Raw genomic sequence first — 16450 nt, forward strand, 5'->3', positions numbered from 1 at the left:
GCATGAAGATAAGGGCTATTGTGTGTAATTACAATGCCTGAATACTGTTTTCGTCGATTATTGCGCTAAATAATTGTTGAAATTGCACAATGTTCTCATCGCTATTTATTACATCTATTGCTTGTTGATGACGGCCTGCATCAATCTTTTGCTGAATCAAATAAGGCGAATCTATCACCCCATCTGCAAAGTCGATATTGAGCTCTACATTATGGCCATAAATCTCGCTTAACGCTGCGTTGAGCTTTTGTCTTAGTACGGCGCTGTCGAGGTGACGTTGTGAAGAGTCGACTTCAATATGAAGCTGACGATCATTCTTTGTGAAAATAGAATGTAGCGCAAATTGACGCATACGCCCACCTAGTCCCATACGTTTTATTAAATAAGCCCATTCATCTTGTTCGTGTGCAAATTTAATACTGCTGATCGGGCTTTCAAAATCATCAGGAACAGGAATACTAGGCTCTTCTGCTACAGGCTCCGGTGCTTTTTGTGGATTAATCTGCTCAAGCAACTCAGGGGCTAAATTTTCTGTTATGGTTTGATGCTTTGCTTTAAAGTCGACTTTTTTTACTTTATGACTGCTCTCCCCCGTCGGCTGGGGGCTTGGCTTTTTTACATCAGCAGCCACTGTTTGCTGCTGAGGTTGAAAATTCGTTGATGCTGAACCATGTTGCGTTGGCTCATGTACTGTCGATTCCGCGGGCTCTGGCTTTATGTCAGTTTGACTTGCAGCACCGCTTAAACGCCCTGCACCAGAAATATTACGATCTTTTAAAATACGTGCAATTGCCGATTGAGCCAAGCTTTGCTGCTGTTGTAATTGCACAGGCGCTGTTTGCTCTGCCTGCGGCAGTGGTTGCACATCTGGCTCGTTAGCAATAAAACCCTGATCATAAGCGCTACTCATCACATCATCATATTGCGCTGCAAGCGATGAGTCCATTTGAGCATCGTAATCATCATAGTATTCTGTCGCTGGCATATCAGGCGTATCGGTACTATTTTGTTGATACAAAGAAGCCGCTGACTGTTTATCAGAACTCCCTGACGTATCAAAAGATTGACTAGGTTGTTGTGACTGCTCAGCTGTATTATCGACTTTTTGTTCAGGTTTTAGGTCAATCTGTGGTGCTGCCGCTTGTGTAACCGTAGGCTCGGCTTTTATTGGCTGTGGCTGCAAAGGTGCTTGGTTTACTGCCGTAGACGTTTGCTCGGATGCTGCTTGTTCACGCTGAGCTGATGATTTTTTTAAGATATCACGTAGTGCACCTGCACCACTTGGTTTCACCTGCTGTTGACTATTTGTCGGTGTTTGGCTTTGCGCAAATTGTGTCGGTTGGAATGCCAACAAACGCAACATGATCATTTCAAACCCTAGTTTTGCATCCGGTGCCCATTGCAAATCTTTTTTACCATTTAACAGCAACTGGTAATACACTTGCATTTGTTGAGCATCGGTTGTTTGTGCAACCTGCTCAATAAAGTCTCGGTTAGTCTCATCAAGTGCAGCGGCACTGGGGACTAATTGCACAAGCTGAATAAGGTGAGTAAGTGCAATTAAATCATCCAATAAGGCGACAAAATTTGGGTTTCGACTGACAACCGCTTTCACTTCGGCCAGAAGTGCATCACCATCTTGGCATAAAACGGCTGCTAACATGGTTTGACTGTAATGTGTATCCATCAAACCAAGCATGGTTTGAACAGCTTGATGATTAATATTACCGTTTGTCTGAGCAATAGCCTGATCGGTTAAGCTTAAGGCGTCTCGCATACTGCCATCGGCGGCTTTAGCAAGGATAGACAACGATTTATCATCAAAGCTTAATTGTTCTTGATTAAGAACATGAGCAAGTTGATCATGAATTTCTGATTGTGATAACGCGTTTAAATTAAACTGTAAACAGCGCGATAGAATTGTCACTGGCAGTTTTTGTGGATCGGTCGTGGCTAATAAAAATTTCACATGCTCTGGCGGCTCTTCCAATGTTTTAAGTAGCGCATTGAAACTGTGCTTTGAAAGCATGTGAACTTCATCGATAAGGTAAACCTTATAACGACCTCGCGTTGGTGCATATTGCACGTTATCAAGGATTTCACGGGTGTCTTCTACCTTGGTACGCGATGCAGCATCGATTTCTAATAAATCAATATAGCGACCCGCTTCAATGTCGGTACAGCTTGAGCATTGACCACAAGGTTCTGCAGAAATTCCTTTATCGCAGTTTAGACTTTTAGCAAATATACGTGCGATGGTTGTTTTACCCACCCCACGGGTTCCAGTAAAGAGATAAGCATGATGAAGTCTGTTTTGTGTTAATGCATTCACTAACGCTTGCTTAACATGAGACTGTCCCACTAACTCGTGAAAGGTTTGTGGTCGCCATTTCCTTGCTAGAACCTGATAACTCATTAATTATTCGCCTTCGAATTCAACCAACTTTAGAATTTTAATGCCCATTTGTGCAACACGCTGCTCTCCACCAAGCTCTGGTAATGAAACAACGAAAGCAGCATCAGTTGCATGACCACCTAATTTAGCAACAAGTTTAGCCGTTGCTTCAATTGTGCCGCCTGTCGCGAGTAGGTCATCTACTAATAACACTTTATCACCTGCAACGATAGCATCAGTATGAAGTTCAAGTGTATCTTCACCATACTCTAATTGGTAATTTTGCGAAATGACTTCACGCGGAAGCTTGCCTGGTTTACGCACAGGAATAAACGGAATACCCAGCGCATAAGATAGGGGTGCACCAAAAATAAAGCCACGTGATTCTGTACCAATGATTTTAGTAAATCCTTGATCTTTGTACGCAGAAATAAAGCTATCAATTGTTGCTTTAAAAGCGTCTGCGTTTGCCATTAAGGTTGTTACGTCACGAAACATAATACCTGGCTTAGGGTAATCAGCGATAGTTGCAATGCTCTGTTTAATGAGCGCTGAAGTTGCTTGAGTCATAATTTATACTGCTCAATAGTTAATATAACAAAGCTTGCGAGTATAACATCGCCTTATTTAAAAGTCGGTAGCAAGTTTTGAAATAAGCACAAAAAAGGCTGCATAATGCAGCCTGATGTCTTAAATTTGCATACGCATATTAAGATAAAGCGGTGATCCAGCCTAGGATAGCGTTAAGGCAACCAATACCAGCAAACACTGCTAGGAACGCAATAAAATACGTTGCGTTGAACGGATCTTTAAAGTCTTTATCATTCGACATAATTACTACCTTTCTATTAAGCACGATAAAACAAAGCGCACATAATAGTCGAAGTGCTTACATCAATAAAGCGTTTATGCTGTTTTTTAAGGTGCTCGCTGAGTGACAATGACGCCTCGTTCAGCCATTGAACTCAGTGTACTTAATGCTCCTTGATACAGCTGTTCTAATGTAAATTGTGGAGCATGTTTTGCAACCTGCTGACATACCTCAGCTAAATCAATACCGGGTTGTGATTCGATAATACTTAACAATAAAGCGGTCATTGCATTTGTTGAGAGAAATTGTACCTCATCGTTGTTATCGCGATACACAACAAAATAATAGGGTTCGCTGGCAGGCACTGTAGGTTGATGATCCTGACTGATTGTATGTACTGGGTAAAGATAACTTAAATTACGAGCCAAACTGGTTAAATATAAACCTGCACGCGCAACTTGGTTAGCTTCTAAATTTATTTCATGACTACCTTGATGTGACACCGATACATCGAGTTCAACCCATTCATAATGGGCTAATTCGAGCATAAATGGCGGATCGTTTTTTTGCTTTGTGTAGCTGCCAGCAAGAAACTGTAAAAACTCTCCTGCAATGTCTAAAAAAAACGGGGAACTGCAATCATGTTTACTAAAAAACTGCCGCACTCTTTGTTGCCAATCATCTTCTTTATACAAACTTTTTAAAACAGGAAATGCTGAACTTACAAAACCATCAACATTATTGAAAAATAAGTCACGATAAATCGCCATTCGTCGCTCTTCAACATCAGCTGGTTTTGCGTTGTGAGCAGGATCACGGATATGCGCCATAAATTGCTGTTGGACTTCAATAAAATGACTAGGCACTTTGTTTCACCGTTGGTTGATTTGTTTTTAAAGCTGCTCGTTGTAAGTTATTAATAATTGCCAGCTCAGCAAGAAGCTCATTCATTGGCGGTATATTAAAGTCACGCTCAAGCAGTGTTGGAAACACACCGTGCACATCATACGCCTTTTCTAGCAGCTGCCAAACAGGGTCTATAACGGGTGAGCCATGCGTGTCGACTAATAAATCCTCAGCTTCAGTATAATGCCCCGCAACATGTCCATACGCTATTCGATGGCTAGGCAAGCCCATTAAAAAATGCGTTGCATCGTAGCCATGATTTATTGAGTTTACATAGATATTATTAACATCGAGTAAAAGTTGGCAATCGGCTTCTTCAAGTATCGCTTTTGTGAATTCAAGCTCCGTCATTTCTTGGCCTGGAGCCGCATAGTACGACACATTTTCGATAGCGATAGTCTGCTCTAAAATATCTTTAACCTGTTTAATACGTGAAACAACATGTTTAATAGCTTCTTCAGTAAAAGGAATTGGCATTAAATCATACATATGACCCTCTCCCGAACAATAGCTTAAATGTTCACTAAACAAGCGTATGTTATGCTCTTTAAAAAAGGCTTTTAATGATTTTACAAACTCGACATCCAGCGCTGCAGGTGAGCCGATTGATAACGATAAACCATGACAAATAAATGCATGTTGCTCTGTAAGTTGCTTAAACTGTTTAGCAAAACGACCGCCTAGCTTCAACCAGTTTTCTGGTGCCACTTCTAAGAAATCAATTGGCTTTGGGACACCTGCGAGCATATCATCAAGCATTTCACGTCGAAGTCCTAAACCAATTTGGCCAAAATCCAAGGTCGATTCAAATGACATATCATCTCCTACTAAAAAGGGCCTAAATGGCCCTTTTACTCGCTAAGTAAAAGCTTAGTGGTTTGAACCACACTTACCTTCACCACATTTACCTTCTTTAGCAGCTTTTTTAGATTCCTTTTTGTCAGCGCCACATTTACCTTCGCCACACTTGCCTTCTTTGGCTGCTTTTTTAGATGTCATTTTGTCAGCGCCGCATTTTCCTTCACCGCACTTGCCTTCTTTGGCTGCTTTTTTAGATGCCATTTTGTCAGCGCCACATTTACCTTCGCCACACTTGCCTTCTTTGGCTGTTTTTTTAGATGCCATTTTGTCAGCGCCGCACTTACCTTCGCCACACTTACCTTCTTTGGCTGCTTTTTTGTCAGCGCCGCATTTACCTTCGCCGCACTTACCTTCTTTTTCAGCCTTTTTCTCGGCACCGCATTTACCTTCGCCGCATTTGCCTTCTTTTTCTGCCTTTTTCTCGGCACCGCATTTACCTTCGCCACATTTGCCTTCAGCAGCATCAAGCTGGTAACCCGCTTGCATTTGTTGGAACTCAAATGGGTTTGCATTTACATCTGTGGCTACAAAGCTTGATGCACCCACAACAACGGCGCCTAATGTTAATGCAATTGAGTTTTTCTTAACTGTGTTCATACGATGACTCTCTTTTTTATAAGGTATATTAGACAAGACCCGACGATTAAAAATTAATTTCATATTTATGCAATTATTTTAGTAAATCGCCCTACAAAGCAAATTACGATTTATCAAGTTGCTAATTGCAGGTAAAATACGCGTCCAATTTTTCATTAAGTTTAATGGTATTATGCAACTAGTTTTAGCACCAATGGAAGGCGTTGTCGATTTTAAAATGAGACAGCTTCTTACTGACATAGGTGGGTTTGATTTATGCGTGACTGAATTTGTGCGTGTTGTTGATGCAACACTTCCAGAACGTGTATTTCATCGCTACTGCCCTGAATTAAAAACAGATGGCTACACCCGTGCTGGAACACCAGTGAGAATTCAGCTACTTGGTCAGGTTGCAGATGCATTAGCTGAAAATGCTGTAAAGGCGATTAGCTTAGGTTCACACGGTATTGACCTAAATTTTGGTTGCCCCGCAAAAACGGTCAATAAAAGTAAAGGCGGCGCAGTACTATTGAAAGATCCGGAGCATATGTACGACATCATTAAAACGGTTCGCGATGCTGTAGATAGCAAACATCAAGTAAGCGCTAAAATTAGACTGGGTTTTGATGATGATAGTAATAGCCAAGAAATCGTTGATGCGGTAGTCAGCGCGGGTGCATCTAGCCTCGCTATCCATGCAAGAACAAAACGTGATGGCTACAACCCTCCTGCATACTGGGAAAAAATCCCGCCATTAATTAAAAATAAAGATATTGCTGTAGTGGCTAATGGTGAAATATGGCAAGTCGAAGACGCAATGCTGTGCCAGATTCGTAGTCAATGTCAAAACTTAATGCTTGGCAGAGGCGCCTTGGCAATGCCAGATCTTGCAATGCAAATTAAAGCGCATGTAAACAATGAAACATATACTCCACTGCAATGGGAACATGTTATTTACCACATTATTCACTCATCAATGCACCAAGACGAGAGTAAGTGTGAAAAATATTTTGCTTCTCGCACCAAGCAGTGGCTTGGTTATCTGAAACGCCAATACCCACAAGCACATACACTTTTTGATGAAATTAGACGTTTAAAAGCGAAAGATGACGTTGCAAATGTACTAAGAAAGTATGCCAAAGCGCCTAGTTTTGATGCAAATCATAACTAATGGATCGCTTTTGTTGGATAATTAAAGTATTGCCCACTTGGAACAAACGCGATGAACAATACTGAAATCCAAACAAAGCTATCTGCGGAACTGGCGCAGGTTAGACAACGTTTACTTGATATGTTGGCTAGTTCTAATCAAGGTCACCATCAGCTACTACTCTCGCAACTTAAGGATAACCCGCCTTCTGTTTGGTTAGAAATGACAGCGAATAATCTCGGACCCGAATTTCAAATATTGATATCTCGGTTAGAAAAACTCGAAGCAGCACTGTGCCAAATTGATATTGGTCAATATGGTTATTGCTGTGACTGTGAGGAAAAAATTGATAATGAGCGTTTAATTGCAGACCCTGCAAGCCAACGCTGCCGACACTGCGCTCCTTAAAGCGCAGTGTTGAATAGATAACCTAGTTAACGCGCAAAAATAAAGCTCATTGCAGGATAAAGTACAATATCTTCGATTAGCCAATCAGCCTGCTGCTGATTAACACTTAAACGCTTCATTAAATTTACACGTGCTTGTTGCTCATTCCAAGTGTGATAATGAATCCCTAAATCGGTTTCCATCATTACAGACCAAAAGTATTGTTCATCTTGATTCAATTGACGTTTACTTCGTTTGGCATCAATGAAATCTAATTGCCAGTCAAGCCCAGCATGTAAATCGCCGTCCTCCAAATACTGCAACACGAGTGGCTTGTTATGTGATGAAAAAACAGGTAATGACAAATTGACTGTGGGCTTTTCTTTTAGTAAGTGCTGAATCTCACTTAACCAAGACAAGGGTGGCTTTGTTGTATTGGCAAAATAATTAAGTTTACTTTGATACCAATCCTTACCATTCGCAAGCCCAACTAACCCCAGTTTTGTTCGAGGCTTGTATTGCGCTAAATATTGATTAAGCTTCGTTAGTGCCATCACGACATTTTCATTATTATTATCGAGGTGAGATACCACCATACTGCGTAACAACTTTAGCTCAAGCTTATTAAGCCTTAAATTACTTTGCTCAGCCTCTATGAGTTTTGTTTCTACTCGCTCTATCCACTTGCCGAGCGCTTCCGGTGTGTAATCATCTTGCTTTATAGCATTACTTATCACATCACGCTGTACGGGCCATACAAAAAATCGTTCTGGATATCGCTGCGCAATAATTAAATAATTTAACTGCGCTTGCTGTGAATAACTCAACTCAACATTTGCTAAGCCTTGATAAGCAAGATGACGAGCCTGTAAGTACGCTTCAGAAAATGGCCAATATGTTTTGCCACCATTGTCTAGCTGGGTTGATAAAAGATTATTTATATTGCCAATTTGCTGTTGTCCTTCGGTATACGTGCTAAAGCGATCACTTTGCTCACTGCAAGCAGATAACATGACACTGACTAATAACAACAAAACGATCTGTCTTATCATAATAAAATTCCATAAAAAAAGCCCCAGAGGGGCTTTTTATTTTAAAACAACATCAATTAGATTTTTACACCGTTGCGAGCGGCTTTATCTTTGATGTAGGTCGACCAGCTCTTCGCAAATTTGCGCGTGCGCGGATCATCCATTGCTTTTGTAATAGCAGCATACGCTTGCTTATACTTTTCTTGGTAGTAATAAGCTTCAGCTAAGTCTGTATAGATAGATCCCGTTTTATCAGAACCTAACTCTAATGCCTTGTTCAAACGAACAACGGCTGCACCATAATTTTGCGATTGTAAAAGTAATGAACCTGCTTTGCGATAAAGCTCTGCATCGTCATCAAATTTAGCCGCTTCTTCATAGTACTTAGCTGCTTTCTCAATATCTTTTGAGCGGTGATAGTTAGATGCCACTGCACTGATATTTTGCTTGTTACGAACCACTTTTTCTTCGTTAATTGCCTTTTCAAGCACAATAGCTGCTTTGTAAGGAATTTCGTTTAACGAGTAAAAGTTAGAAAGTACTTTGTATTCAACTTCGTTTTCAAAATAGCCATTTTTATAGGCAACTTCCATGGTCGCTAGACCTTTCTTGAAGTCTTCAGTTTGAAGGTAGTATTTACCTAAACCAACCCAGGCTTTTTTGTCTTCAGGCCAAACACGAACAATCTCTTCCGCTACTTCTACCATGTTTTTGTACTGTTTAAGTTCAAAATAGGCAGCTAGCTTTAATTGGTAAGAAGCTTTAGAAGGCTCCTCCGCCAATTTGATTGCTTTGTTTGCAGCTGGAAGAACGTCGTTAAACTGTTTTAACTCATAGTTTGCTTGCGCAATACGAGTGTAAACTTTGTCGTCTTCTTCACCTGTGAAGTCCATCCAAGCGTAATACGCATCTTTTGCTTTTGCGTATTGCTCAGTACCCGCGTACATGTCACCTAACAGTTTTAAGCCTTGCGATTGGTCAGCAAAGTTTAATACATCAGGTTTCACCGCCGCTGCGACATGCTTAATAGCCAGTTTGTACTGCTCTTTTTGAGCGTACATTTGACCTAGGTAGCGATCAACAGTTGCCTTATCAAACTCATCCGATGGATCAATTTCTTTAAGTAATGCAATCGCTTCATCAAGCTTCTCTTCATTGTACAGGTCGAATGCTTTAATAACTTTCTTACCAACGCGCTCACCCATTACTTTAGTTTTTGCTTTTTTACGCGCTTCAATCTTCGCGTAATCTGGCGCTGCTAAAGCAGGTGCAGTGAAAACCACACCTGAAAGAGTCATAAGAAGCGCAAGTGCTGTTACTTTAGATAAATTTCTCATTACTCGCCTCCTTAGTTGCCTTGGTTAAGTTTAAAGTCTAGTTGTACTTGAAGACCAAATTGTTTTTGTGGTTTACCATCGATGATTTTCGGACGGTATTTCCACTTACGAAGTGCACGTTTAGCTTCGCGGTCAAAGATACGTTTTGGATCAGCGTCGATCACTTCAACATCTTCTACACCACCTACTTCATTGATAGTAAATGAAAGTTGAACCCAACCTTCTTTACCGTCACGCGCTGCTTGCGTAGGGTATTTTGGTTCAATACGAACGATAGGTGTCGCATCACCATCACGTCCAAATGCACCTGGACCACTTAGGCCTCCAGCTGTGCCACCCACATCGATGCTTGGCATATTAAATGACAAACCACCAGTGTTAGGGTTGCTGTTTTCCGGCTGAGGCGGCTGCGGCTTAGGCGGCTGCTTTGGCGGTGGCGGAGGCGGAGGCGGAACACGCTTCCTCTCCTGCACCTTAGATTCAGGCGGATTCGTCATAATTTCGACTACAATCTGTTCTTTTTGTTCAGTCGCACGATCAGCTCCACCGGAGATGAGGTACGCCATGAAGTAGAACAAGCCGAAAGTAACTGCCCCACCTGCAATCAGTGAAAACAGAAAACGAATCATTACTGATCTCCAGCTATTGAAATTTTAAGGTTATCACCCGTCGCTTTGATCTGGTCCATAACTTTAACTACTACGCCGTGTTTTGCTTCTTTATCAGCTTGCAAAATTACAACTTCAGTAGGTTGTTCTGCTAATAAACTTTCAAGTTTAGCTGAAACACGTTCAACGTCTACTTGTTGTTTATCAATCCAGATCGCACCGTCAGCACGAATAGCAACAAAAATATTTGCATTTTTTTGCTTCGTAGCTTGGGCTGCCTTAGGTTTATTGACTTCGATACCAGCCTCTTTAACGAACGATGTAGTTACGATAAAGAAAATAAGCATGATAAATACGATGTCAAGCATTGGCGTCATGTCAACCGCTGCTTCTTCTTCTTCACGAAAACGTTGTTTACGTGCCATATTTAATTCTCTCTCTAGTGATGAGGCATGCTATCTACAAGTTTAGCTTTCGCCATTCTTGCTCTCGCTTCAAGGCGTGAGCTGAAGAACACTCCAGATAGTGCCGCAACCATTCCAGCCATTGTTGGGATTGTTGCCATTGAAATACCTGATGCCATTAAACGTGCGTTACCAGTACCTTGAGTAGCCATGGTTTCGAAAACCGCGATCATACCCGTTACAGTACCTAATAAACCGATTAAAGGACAAATAGCTACCAATGTCTTAATCAACAACATACGCTGATCTAATTTTTCAGACGCTTCAGAAATCCATGCTTCACGGATTCTGTGTGCGTACCAAGACGTAGTGTCTTGGCGGGCATCCCACTGAGCTACAATATCCTTCGTCATACGAGGAAACTCAGCTAGTAGGAACCAATAGCGCTCAATCATTAAAACCCACATAAGAAAGAGTGCTATCGCGACCACGTATAAAACCTGGCCGCCTGTGCCAACAAAATCCCTGATAGATTCCCAGATCTCCATCAGGACTAGCATTAGGCTTTCTCCTTCTCCGCGTGAGCTGCGATGATACCAGCGCTTTGCTCATCAAGGACATGTAAAACCGACTTACTACGACCAGCAACAATTGAGTGAAGTAGGATAAGTGGTAGAGCTGCAATTAGACCTAACGCTGTAGTTACAAGTGCTAGAGAGATATTACCAGCCATGATCTTCGGATCGCCCGTACCGAACAATGTGATTGTTTGGAACGTAAGAATCATACCGATTACCGTACCTAGTAGACCAAGTAATGGTGCGATTGCTGCCAAGATCTTGATGATGTTGATACCAGCTTCGATGCGAGGCGTTTCACGTAGGATAGCTTCGTCAAGTTTAAGCTCAAGGTTTTCAACGTCTTGATTCTTGTTGTCAGCATAAACCTTAAGAATACGACCCAGTGGGTTGTTTGTATTCGGAGTAGAAAGGTTTTTAAGCTGGCTCTTAATCTTAGTGCTAGTAAGCGCAAGATCAACGAAACGTACTACGAAGATTAGTAGACCAACAAGTAATAATACTGTGATGATATAACCAACTTCAGCACCTTGCTCATAGTATTCCATTAACGATTTCTTCTGCGTATTGATACGTAAGATCGCGCCACGAGTCGGGTCGATGTATACGCCAGCATAGTTGTCAGCAGATGTATTTTCTAAATCGCTAATACCCGCTAGGATGTAGCTATCAGGTTGCTTACCTAGAGGTTGGATTGCTTTCGTTTCTGGAGAGTAAATTAAATAACCATCATCAGTTACTAAGTTAAAGTTACCGATACGCGTTACTTTTTTCACAGAAGATGAACCGTCAAGACCAGCAACTTCAGTTTCAAATGTTGAAACTTTTGCAGACTCAGTCATTTCAGTTTGAAGTGAAATCCAAAGCTCTTCTAATTCGCGAACTGTTGGAAGCTCTTTCGCTGCAGCTAATGAGCGAAGTACTTCAGCACGTCCTGGCTTTTCAGCAGAAACAAGTGATGCTTCGATTGAACCGATTGCATCAGCTGCTGCACGACGTACAACACCGAACATCTCACCTAACGTACCTTGTGCATTTAAAAGAGCTTGCTCTTTCTCAGCTAAAGTATTTTCGTTTTGAGCATATTCTTTAGCTAAACGGTCACCACGCGCTTTTTCAGCAGCTAGGTCACTTTTCGCTTTGTTAAGTAACGCTTGCTTGTCAGCGCGAGCTGAAAGGAACTCTTGTTCACGTTGCTTATTTAATTTACCTTCAGAGATACGTTCTTGCTTAACTTGCTCAAGAATTTTGTCTAAAGCATCAGTGTTTGCATGTGCATTAAGCGCGGTACCTGCAGAAACAGATAGTACTGCTGCAACAGCAAAACCTTTAAATAGTTTCTTCATTATTGATTACTCCGCGCCAAAGATTGGTAGTTTAACAAGTTCTAATGTCGCTTGTTTACGCGCCATACGAATAACTTCTTTAACAGGTTTTAGGTATTCTTCACCTAATTCTTTCCACTGTTTAGTGTTGTTATCCCATACCCACGCATGCTTAAGGTCAAAAGACTGAGCTACGTAAGTAATACGACCTAAACGACCGAAGTCAACGTTGATGCTCTTACCATCGATCTCAAGAGTACCTTGAGCAGCAGTTACAGCTGAGCTGTACGCAGTTTCAACAGTGTAAGCTTCAAGAACTTGGCGGAATTTTTCAGATGTAGTAACTGATGCTGACGCCATGATGTCACGAAGTCTTTCAACACGTGCTAGACGGTTTTCAAGATTAAACGGAACGTCCGCTTTGATGAATTGCTCAAGCGTATCGATCATGCGATACATCAAAGGCACAACGTTTTGTTTCGTGTTATCGATTGTTGCGATTTGACGGTCAAACGATTCGATAGAAGCGTTTTGGTCAGCGACCAAACGTGCTACGTGATCGTTATAAACCTTCATTAGCTCAGTTTCATCAACAACGCTACGGTACTCAGCGATTAGCTCTTGAGTTTGACCATATACATTGTCAATTTTAGTTTGAGACTTAACAGCAGCCTTTTGAATTTGTTGACCTGCATCTTGCACATCTTTCAAAGGATCTGCAATCACATTGCTGCTTGCAAATGCAAAAGCGCCAACCAACGCAGATGCTACAAGACTCTTTCTGATTTTAACAGACATAGTTCCCAACCAATTAAGTAATGTTACTTTTATAATTTAATTATCCTCCGAAGAGGACAACCCTGATATCTTTTAATAGATATCAACCCTCCAATAATGCTAAATGCATTAGAGTCTGTCAACTTGATGTTCGGGTTTCATCGGAAAAATTTGGCCACTCGTCGTTGCTATGAAAATAGCCAAAACAATGAATTAACAAAAATATAACAGAGGTGTTCGCGTTAAGGTTCTATAACCCTTGATTGGCAATCATTCCGTTCAGATTAGATTCAAACTTAAACATAAATGTAACATTTAATAAAAGTTTAAATAGGTAAAGATAAGTGAAAAAAAAAATCTCTTTTTTTTCGAACAAAACGGTTTTGAAGAATTTTTATGCATTAAAAAGAGATTAATGTTCAATAAGCAGGCAATTCACCCTTCCGACTGGAAGGATGAATACAGTGAGCGTGTTATGTGTCATCAAGAAATTGGTTAGAATACCGCGCGATCTTTTACAAGCTTTGCCAACGATATTATTGAGTCTACCTCAAGCTTTTCAAAAATCTTTGCTTTATAGGTGCTCACTGTTTTATTGCTAATAAATAGCTTCTCACCGATATCTTTATTGGATAGCCCTTGCAATAAATAATTCATTACCGCAAGTTCACGCTCAGTAAGCAGCTCATCAATGTCTTTTTCACAGGCCACTAAGTGGTCTTGTGGAAAAAACGTGTAACCTCGCAAAATCATTTCAACAGCTGACGAAATGTCTTCTAAACTTTCTGCTTTATTAACGAAGCCTTGTGCACCTAATTTAGCAGCGGTACGAATAATGTGTTTGTCTTGCTTAGCTGACAAAAACAACACTTTCCCAGTAAAACCGCCACTGACAGCTCGCTTGTATAAACTAAAGCCGTCGGAGTCTTCTAGTTCAATATCTAGAATCGCTAGCGCAACATTATTATTCTTTAAAAACTGCAGCGCCTCCTTTTGACTTGCAACAGCTTGAACTTCGTTTACGAGAGTTGACTTCGCTAGCACCATTTTAATTGCTGTTGCCACCATCGGGTGATCGTCTACCAGCAGAATATTGTTTCCTATGCTCATCAATTAGCAAACCTTCATTATATTTTATCAAACAAGTATGAATTACTCAGTATTTTTTCTACGTTCGAGTTGTACTAAGTTTAGCGGGAAATTTTCAGATTGTTGAAAATATCTTCAAACTTATTATCGCCAGTTTGAAATCGTAACTTGAGTGATAAAAACTACCAAATTACACAACTATCAATGTCACATTAAATAGATCCTGCGCAAAGCATATAATACTTTAGTTATGGAGAGTAGCTTTTAAGGAATAGTTATTTAACTTATAGCCGAATGGCTGATATAAAAAACCTAAATTAATGCCTTTGGAGGAATATAATTTCGGTACATGAGAAGTAATTGATTAAATTATGCAGAGGAAGTGTGTTTATTAAGAATGAATTTTGGTGAAACAGAAACTGTTTCACCAAAATGTACTAAGTTTCACATAAAAAATTATGCTACTTCTACGTTCTCAGCTTCAGGGCCTTTTTGACCTTGTTTGATGCCGAAAGATACTTGTTGGCCTTCGCTAAGAGTGCGGAAGCCTGTACCTGTGATAGCACTGAAATGTACGAATACGTCAGGACCATTTTCTTGTTCAATAAAACCAAAGCCTTTAGCTTCGTTGAAGAACTTAACTTTACCAGTAACCGTGTTTGACATACCAAATTTTCCTGTAAGTCAATTATTAAAATTCAGCCATAATGGCTCTATCCTCCCTGAGTGAATGCCCAATAAACTTGGGGTAAAGTACAGGAAGAACTAATAACCAACCGGTAACCGTACAAGCCGCACATTATCCGTAAATTCAATACGCAAAAACTCAAAGCAACTTAAGACTAACACAATAAATGTCTTTTAGCTCTATTAATCGAAAATTATTTTAAGGTCAACCTTCAGTTTTAAAAATATGACAGGCGTATTTCTAAACAATTAAATTACAATGAAAAAAGCCCATCAACTTTGATGGGCTTTTATTTCTTTATTTTATCTTACTTTACTTGCCAGTCCATTTGCGCTTCGGCCTTAATAGGCACTACCTGCGAATCGCCTAATTTATAAGTAGCAGGCACTGTCCAACTTTCTTTCACTAACGTGATGGTATCGCAATTGCGCGGCAAACCGTAAAAGTCAGGGCCATAATGACTCGCAAAGCCTTCTAGCTTATCTAAAGCCCCCGCTTCCTCAAACGCTTCTGCATAGAGTTCAATCGCTGCATGTGCGGTATAAGCACCCGCACAACCGCAAGCAGCCTCTTTCTTATCTTTATAATGCGGTGCAGAGTCGGTTCCCAAGAAAAACTTTTTACTGCCACTTGTCGCCGCCGCAATCAGCGCTTGCTGATGGATATTGCGCTTCAGTATAGGTAAACAGTAATAATGTGGACGAATGCCGCCTGCCAACATATGGTTACGATTGTATAAAAGGTGATGAGCTGTAATTGTTGCAGCAACATTATCTGGTGCGCTATTAACAAACTCTACCGCATCTTTTGTGGTGATATGCTCAAGGACAATTTTCAAGCTTGGGAAATCATTCACAACATCGGCAAGAATGGTTTCTAAAAACACTTTTTCACGGTCAAATATATCTATCGATGAATCTGTCACTTCACCATGAACAAGTAATAACATACCGACGTCTTGCATCGCTTCTAGAACTGGGTAAATATTCTTAATTGATGTAACACCCGAGTCAGAGTTTGTTGTCGCACCTGCAGGGTAAAGCTTTGCAGCAACAATTTTTCCTGTTGCTTTTGCTTTTTTTATCTCTTCTGGGCTCGTTTTATCAGTGAGATAAAGCACCATTAGTGGTTCAAAATCACCCTGTGGGCCAGCCGCTTTAATACGCTCATAATACGCCAATGCACTATCGGTACAGGTAGCCGGTGGAACAAGATTAGGCATAATAATCGCACGACCCATGTAGCGGCTTGCATCACGGACAGTATCGACCAATTGATCACCGTCGCGTAAATGAATATGCCAATCGTCTGGTCGTGTAATGGTGAGGGTTTGAATCGTATTTAAATCTGACATTGCTGGTTTCCACGGCTAAGAGTTAGAGGGATAGCTTAAACGAGGTTAAATCACTAATTGACTTACTTTCGTTTATATTCAGGTGCGTAGTTTACACCAGTTTCAGTTTTTTTTGAAAATAACTTTGTGGATATATTGATAGTAGGTTAACGTAATTAATTAACAGATTATTT

The 16450-nt window shown here is 40.7% G+C and carries 18 protein-coding genes; 2 read left to right on the plus strand and 16 right to left on the minus strand.

The genetic code is table 11. From position 1 onward, the window contains the following. Positions 1 to 28: 28 nt before the first annotated feature. The 6 genes from dnaX to IT970_RS09680 all read right to left on the minus strand — a co-directional run bounded on the left by dnaX (position 29) and on the right by IT970_RS09680 (position 5570). On the minus strand, positions 29 to 2416 hold the full coding sequence (dnaX, locus tag IT970_RS09660; protein WP_075593167.1) for a DNA polymerase III subunit gamma/tau: 2388 nt from the start codon (positions 2414 to 2416) through the stop codon (positions 29 to 31). 3 nt (positions 2417 to 2419) lie between these two features. Next, positions 2420 to 2965, minus strand: a complete 546-nt coding sequence (gene apt, locus IT970_RS09665) for an adenine phosphoribosyltransferase (RefSeq protein WP_036967559.1) — start codon at positions 2963 to 2965, stop codon at positions 2420 to 2422. A gap of 139 nt (positions 2966 to 3104) precedes the next feature. After that, complete coding sequence (locus IT970_RS16095) at positions 3105 to 3227, minus strand: hypothetical protein (protein ID WP_256213662.1); 123 nt, start codon at positions 3225 to 3227, stop codon at positions 3105 to 3107. 86 nt (positions 3228 to 3313) lie between these two features. Then, complete coding sequence (locus IT970_RS09670) at positions 3314 to 4072, minus strand: HvfC family RiPP maturation protein (protein ID WP_259369851.1); 759 nt, start codon at positions 4070 to 4072, stop codon at positions 3314 to 3316. Further along, positions 4065 to 4928 (minus strand): HvfB family MNIO-type RiPP peptide maturase, encoded by an 864-nt coding sequence (locus tag IT970_RS09675; protein ID WP_196857277.1) that lies wholly within the window; start codon positions 4926 to 4928, stop codon positions 4065 to 4067. The genes IT970_RS09670 and IT970_RS09675 overlap by 8 nt, the downstream gene beginning before the upstream one ends. A 54-nt stretch (positions 4929 to 4982) precedes the next feature. After that, the gene (locus tag IT970_RS09680) at positions 4983 to 5570 is read right to left on the minus strand and encodes an HvfA family oxazolone/thioamide-modified RiPP metallophore (RefSeq protein ID WP_118844416.1); all 588 of its coding nucleotides are present in this window, start codon (positions 5568 to 5570) and stop codon (positions 4983 to 4985) included. A 172-nt stretch (positions 5571 to 5742) separates the two neighbouring features. Between IT970_RS09680 and IT970_RS09685 the strand changes: the two genes are divergently transcribed. Beyond that, positions 5743 to 6720, plus strand: coding sequence for a tRNA-dihydrouridine synthase (locus IT970_RS09685; RefSeq protein ID WP_065978731.1), 978 nt, complete (start codon positions 5743 to 5745; stop codon positions 6718 to 6720). A 51-nt stretch (positions 6721 to 6771) separates the two neighbouring features. Continuing rightward, entirely contained in the window at positions 6772 to 7107 is a 336-nt protein-coding gene (locus IT970_RS09690) for a TraR/DksA family transcriptional regulator (protein ID WP_036967551.1), read from the plus strand. A 26-nt stretch (positions 7108 to 7133) separates the two neighbouring features. Here the strand turns inward: IT970_RS09690 and IT970_RS09695 are convergent, their stop codons facing one another. The 10 genes from IT970_RS09695 to pyrC form a co-directional block, all read right to left on the minus strand. Further along, positions 7134 to 8138, minus strand: coding sequence for a hypothetical protein (locus IT970_RS09695; protein ID WP_118844417.1), 1005 nt, complete (start codon positions 8136 to 8138; stop codon positions 7134 to 7136). Between the two features lie 56 nt (positions 8139 to 8194). After that, positions 8195 to 9454, minus strand: a complete 1260-nt coding sequence (locus tag IT970_RS09700) for a tetratricopeptide repeat protein (protein WP_036967545.1) — start codon at positions 9452 to 9454, stop codon at positions 8195 to 8197. Positions 9455 to 9465: 11 nt separating this feature from the next. Then, positions 9466 to 10083, minus strand: a complete 618-nt coding sequence (locus IT970_RS09705) for an energy transducer TonB (RefSeq protein ID WP_036967542.1) — start codon at positions 10081 to 10083, stop codon at positions 9466 to 9468. After that, a complete protein-coding gene (locus tag IT970_RS09710; RefSeq protein ID WP_036967540.1) occupies positions 10083 to 10487 on the minus strand; it encodes an ExbD/TolR family protein in 405 nt (134 codons plus the stop codon). The genes IT970_RS09705 and IT970_RS09710 overlap by 1 nt, the downstream gene beginning before the upstream one ends. A gap of 14 nt (positions 10488 to 10501) precedes the next feature. Next, a complete protein-coding gene (locus IT970_RS09715; protein WP_036967538.1) occupies positions 10502 to 11026 on the minus strand; it encodes a MotA/TolQ/ExbB proton channel family protein in 525 nt (174 codons plus the stop codon). After that, complete coding sequence (locus IT970_RS09720) at positions 11026 to 12390, minus strand: MotA/TolQ/ExbB proton channel family protein (protein WP_036967535.1); 1365 nt, start codon at positions 12388 to 12390, stop codon at positions 11026 to 11028. The genes IT970_RS09715 and IT970_RS09720 overlap by 1 nt, the downstream gene beginning before the upstream one ends. A 6-nt stretch (positions 12391 to 12396) precedes the next feature. Beyond that, positions 12397 to 13167 (minus strand): DUF3450 domain-containing protein, encoded by a 771-nt coding sequence (locus IT970_RS09725; RefSeq protein WP_036967533.1) that lies wholly within the window; start codon positions 13165 to 13167, stop codon positions 12397 to 12399. A 474-nt stretch (positions 13168 to 13641) separates the two neighbouring features. Beyond that, positions 13642 to 14256: a response regulator transcription factor gene (locus IT970_RS09730; protein WP_036967529.1), complete on the minus strand. Its 615-nt coding sequence runs from the start codon at positions 14254 to 14256 to the stop codon at positions 13642 to 13644. A 435-nt stretch (positions 14257 to 14691) separates the two neighbouring features. Beyond that, positions 14692 to 14901 (minus strand): cold-shock protein, encoded by a 210-nt coding sequence (locus IT970_RS09735; protein ID WP_036967526.1) that lies wholly within the window; start codon positions 14899 to 14901, stop codon positions 14692 to 14694. Positions 14902 to 15230: 329 nt separating this feature from the next. After that, positions 15231 to 16277, minus strand: a complete 1047-nt coding sequence (gene pyrC, locus IT970_RS09740) for a dihydroorotase (RefSeq protein WP_075593165.1) — start codon at positions 16275 to 16277, stop codon at positions 15231 to 15233. Positions 16278 to 16450 lie beyond the last annotated feature (173 nt).

It is taken from the genome of Pseudoalteromonas sp. A41-2 (genome assembly GCF_015767615.1).
Classification (GTDB): domain Bacteria; phylum Pseudomonadota; class Gammaproteobacteria; order Enterobacterales; family Alteromonadaceae; genus Pseudoalteromonas; species Pseudoalteromonas lipolytica.

What these genes read in the sequence shown, in the direction of transcription:
- apt (WP_036967559.1), bottom strand. Translation starts at nt 2,965, where the DNA reads ATGACTCAAGCAACTTCAGCGCTCATTAAACAGAGCATTGCAACTATC.
- IT970_RS09695 (WP_118844417.1), bottom strand. Translation starts at nt 8,138, where the DNA reads ATGATAAGACAGATCGTTTTGTTGTTATTAGTCAGTGTCATGTTATCT.
- IT970_RS09710 (WP_036967540.1), bottom strand. Translation starts at nt 10,487, where the DNA reads ATGGCACGTAAACAACGTTTTCGTGAAGAAGAAGAAGCAGCGGTTGAC.
- IT970_RS09685 (WP_065978731.1), top strand. Translation starts at nt 5,743, where the DNA reads ATGCAACTAGTTTTAGCACCAATGGAAGGCGTTGTCGATTTTAAAATG.
- IT970_RS09680 (WP_118844416.1), bottom strand. Translation starts at nt 5,570, where the DNA reads ATGAACACAGTTAAGAAAAACTCAATTGCATTAACATTAGGCGCCGTT.
- IT970_RS09720 (WP_036967535.1), bottom strand. Translation starts at nt 12,390, where the DNA reads ATGAAGAAACTATTTAAAGGTTTTGCTGTTGCAGCAGTACTATCTGTT.
- IT970_RS09705 (WP_036967542.1), bottom strand. Translation starts at nt 10,083, where the DNA reads ATGATTCGTTTTCTGTTTTCACTGATTGCAGGTGGGGCAGTTACTTTC.
- IT970_RS09730 (WP_036967529.1), bottom strand. Translation starts at nt 14,256, where the DNA reads ATGAGCATAGGAAACAATATTCTGCTGGTAGACGATCACCCGATGGTG.
- IT970_RS16095 (WP_256213662.1), bottom strand. Translation starts at nt 3,227, where the DNA reads ATGTCGAATGATAAAGACTTTAAAGATCCGTTCAACGCAACGTATTTT.
- dnaX (WP_075593167.1), bottom strand. Translation starts at nt 2,416, where the DNA reads ATGAGTTATCAGGTTCTAGCAAGGAAATGGCGACCACAAACCTTTCAC.
- IT970_RS09675 (WP_196857277.1), bottom strand. Translation starts at nt 4,928, where the DNA reads ATGTCATTTGAATCGACCTTGGATTTTGGCCAAATTGGTTTAGGACTT.
- pyrC (WP_075593165.1), bottom strand. Translation starts at nt 16,277, where the DNA reads ATGTCAGATTTAAATACGATTCAAACCCTCACCATTACACGACCAGAC.
- IT970_RS09735 (WP_036967526.1), bottom strand. Translation starts at nt 14,901, where the DNA reads ATGTCAAACACGGTTACTGGTAAAGTTAAGTTCTTCAACGAAGCTAAA.
- IT970_RS09715 (WP_036967538.1), bottom strand. Translation starts at nt 11,026, where the DNA reads ATGCTAGTCCTGATGGAGATCTGGGAATCTATCAGGGATTTTGTTGGC.
- IT970_RS09690 (WP_036967551.1), top strand. Translation starts at nt 6,772, where the DNA reads ATGAACAATACTGAAATCCAAACAAAGCTATCTGCGGAACTGGCGCAG.
- IT970_RS09700 (WP_036967545.1), bottom strand. Translation starts at nt 9,454, where the DNA reads ATGAGAAATTTATCTAAAGTAACAGCACTTGCGCTTCTTATGACTCTT.
- IT970_RS09725 (WP_036967533.1), bottom strand. Translation starts at nt 13,167, where the DNA reads ATGTCTGTTAAAATCAGAAAGAGTCTTGTAGCATCTGCGTTGGTTGGC.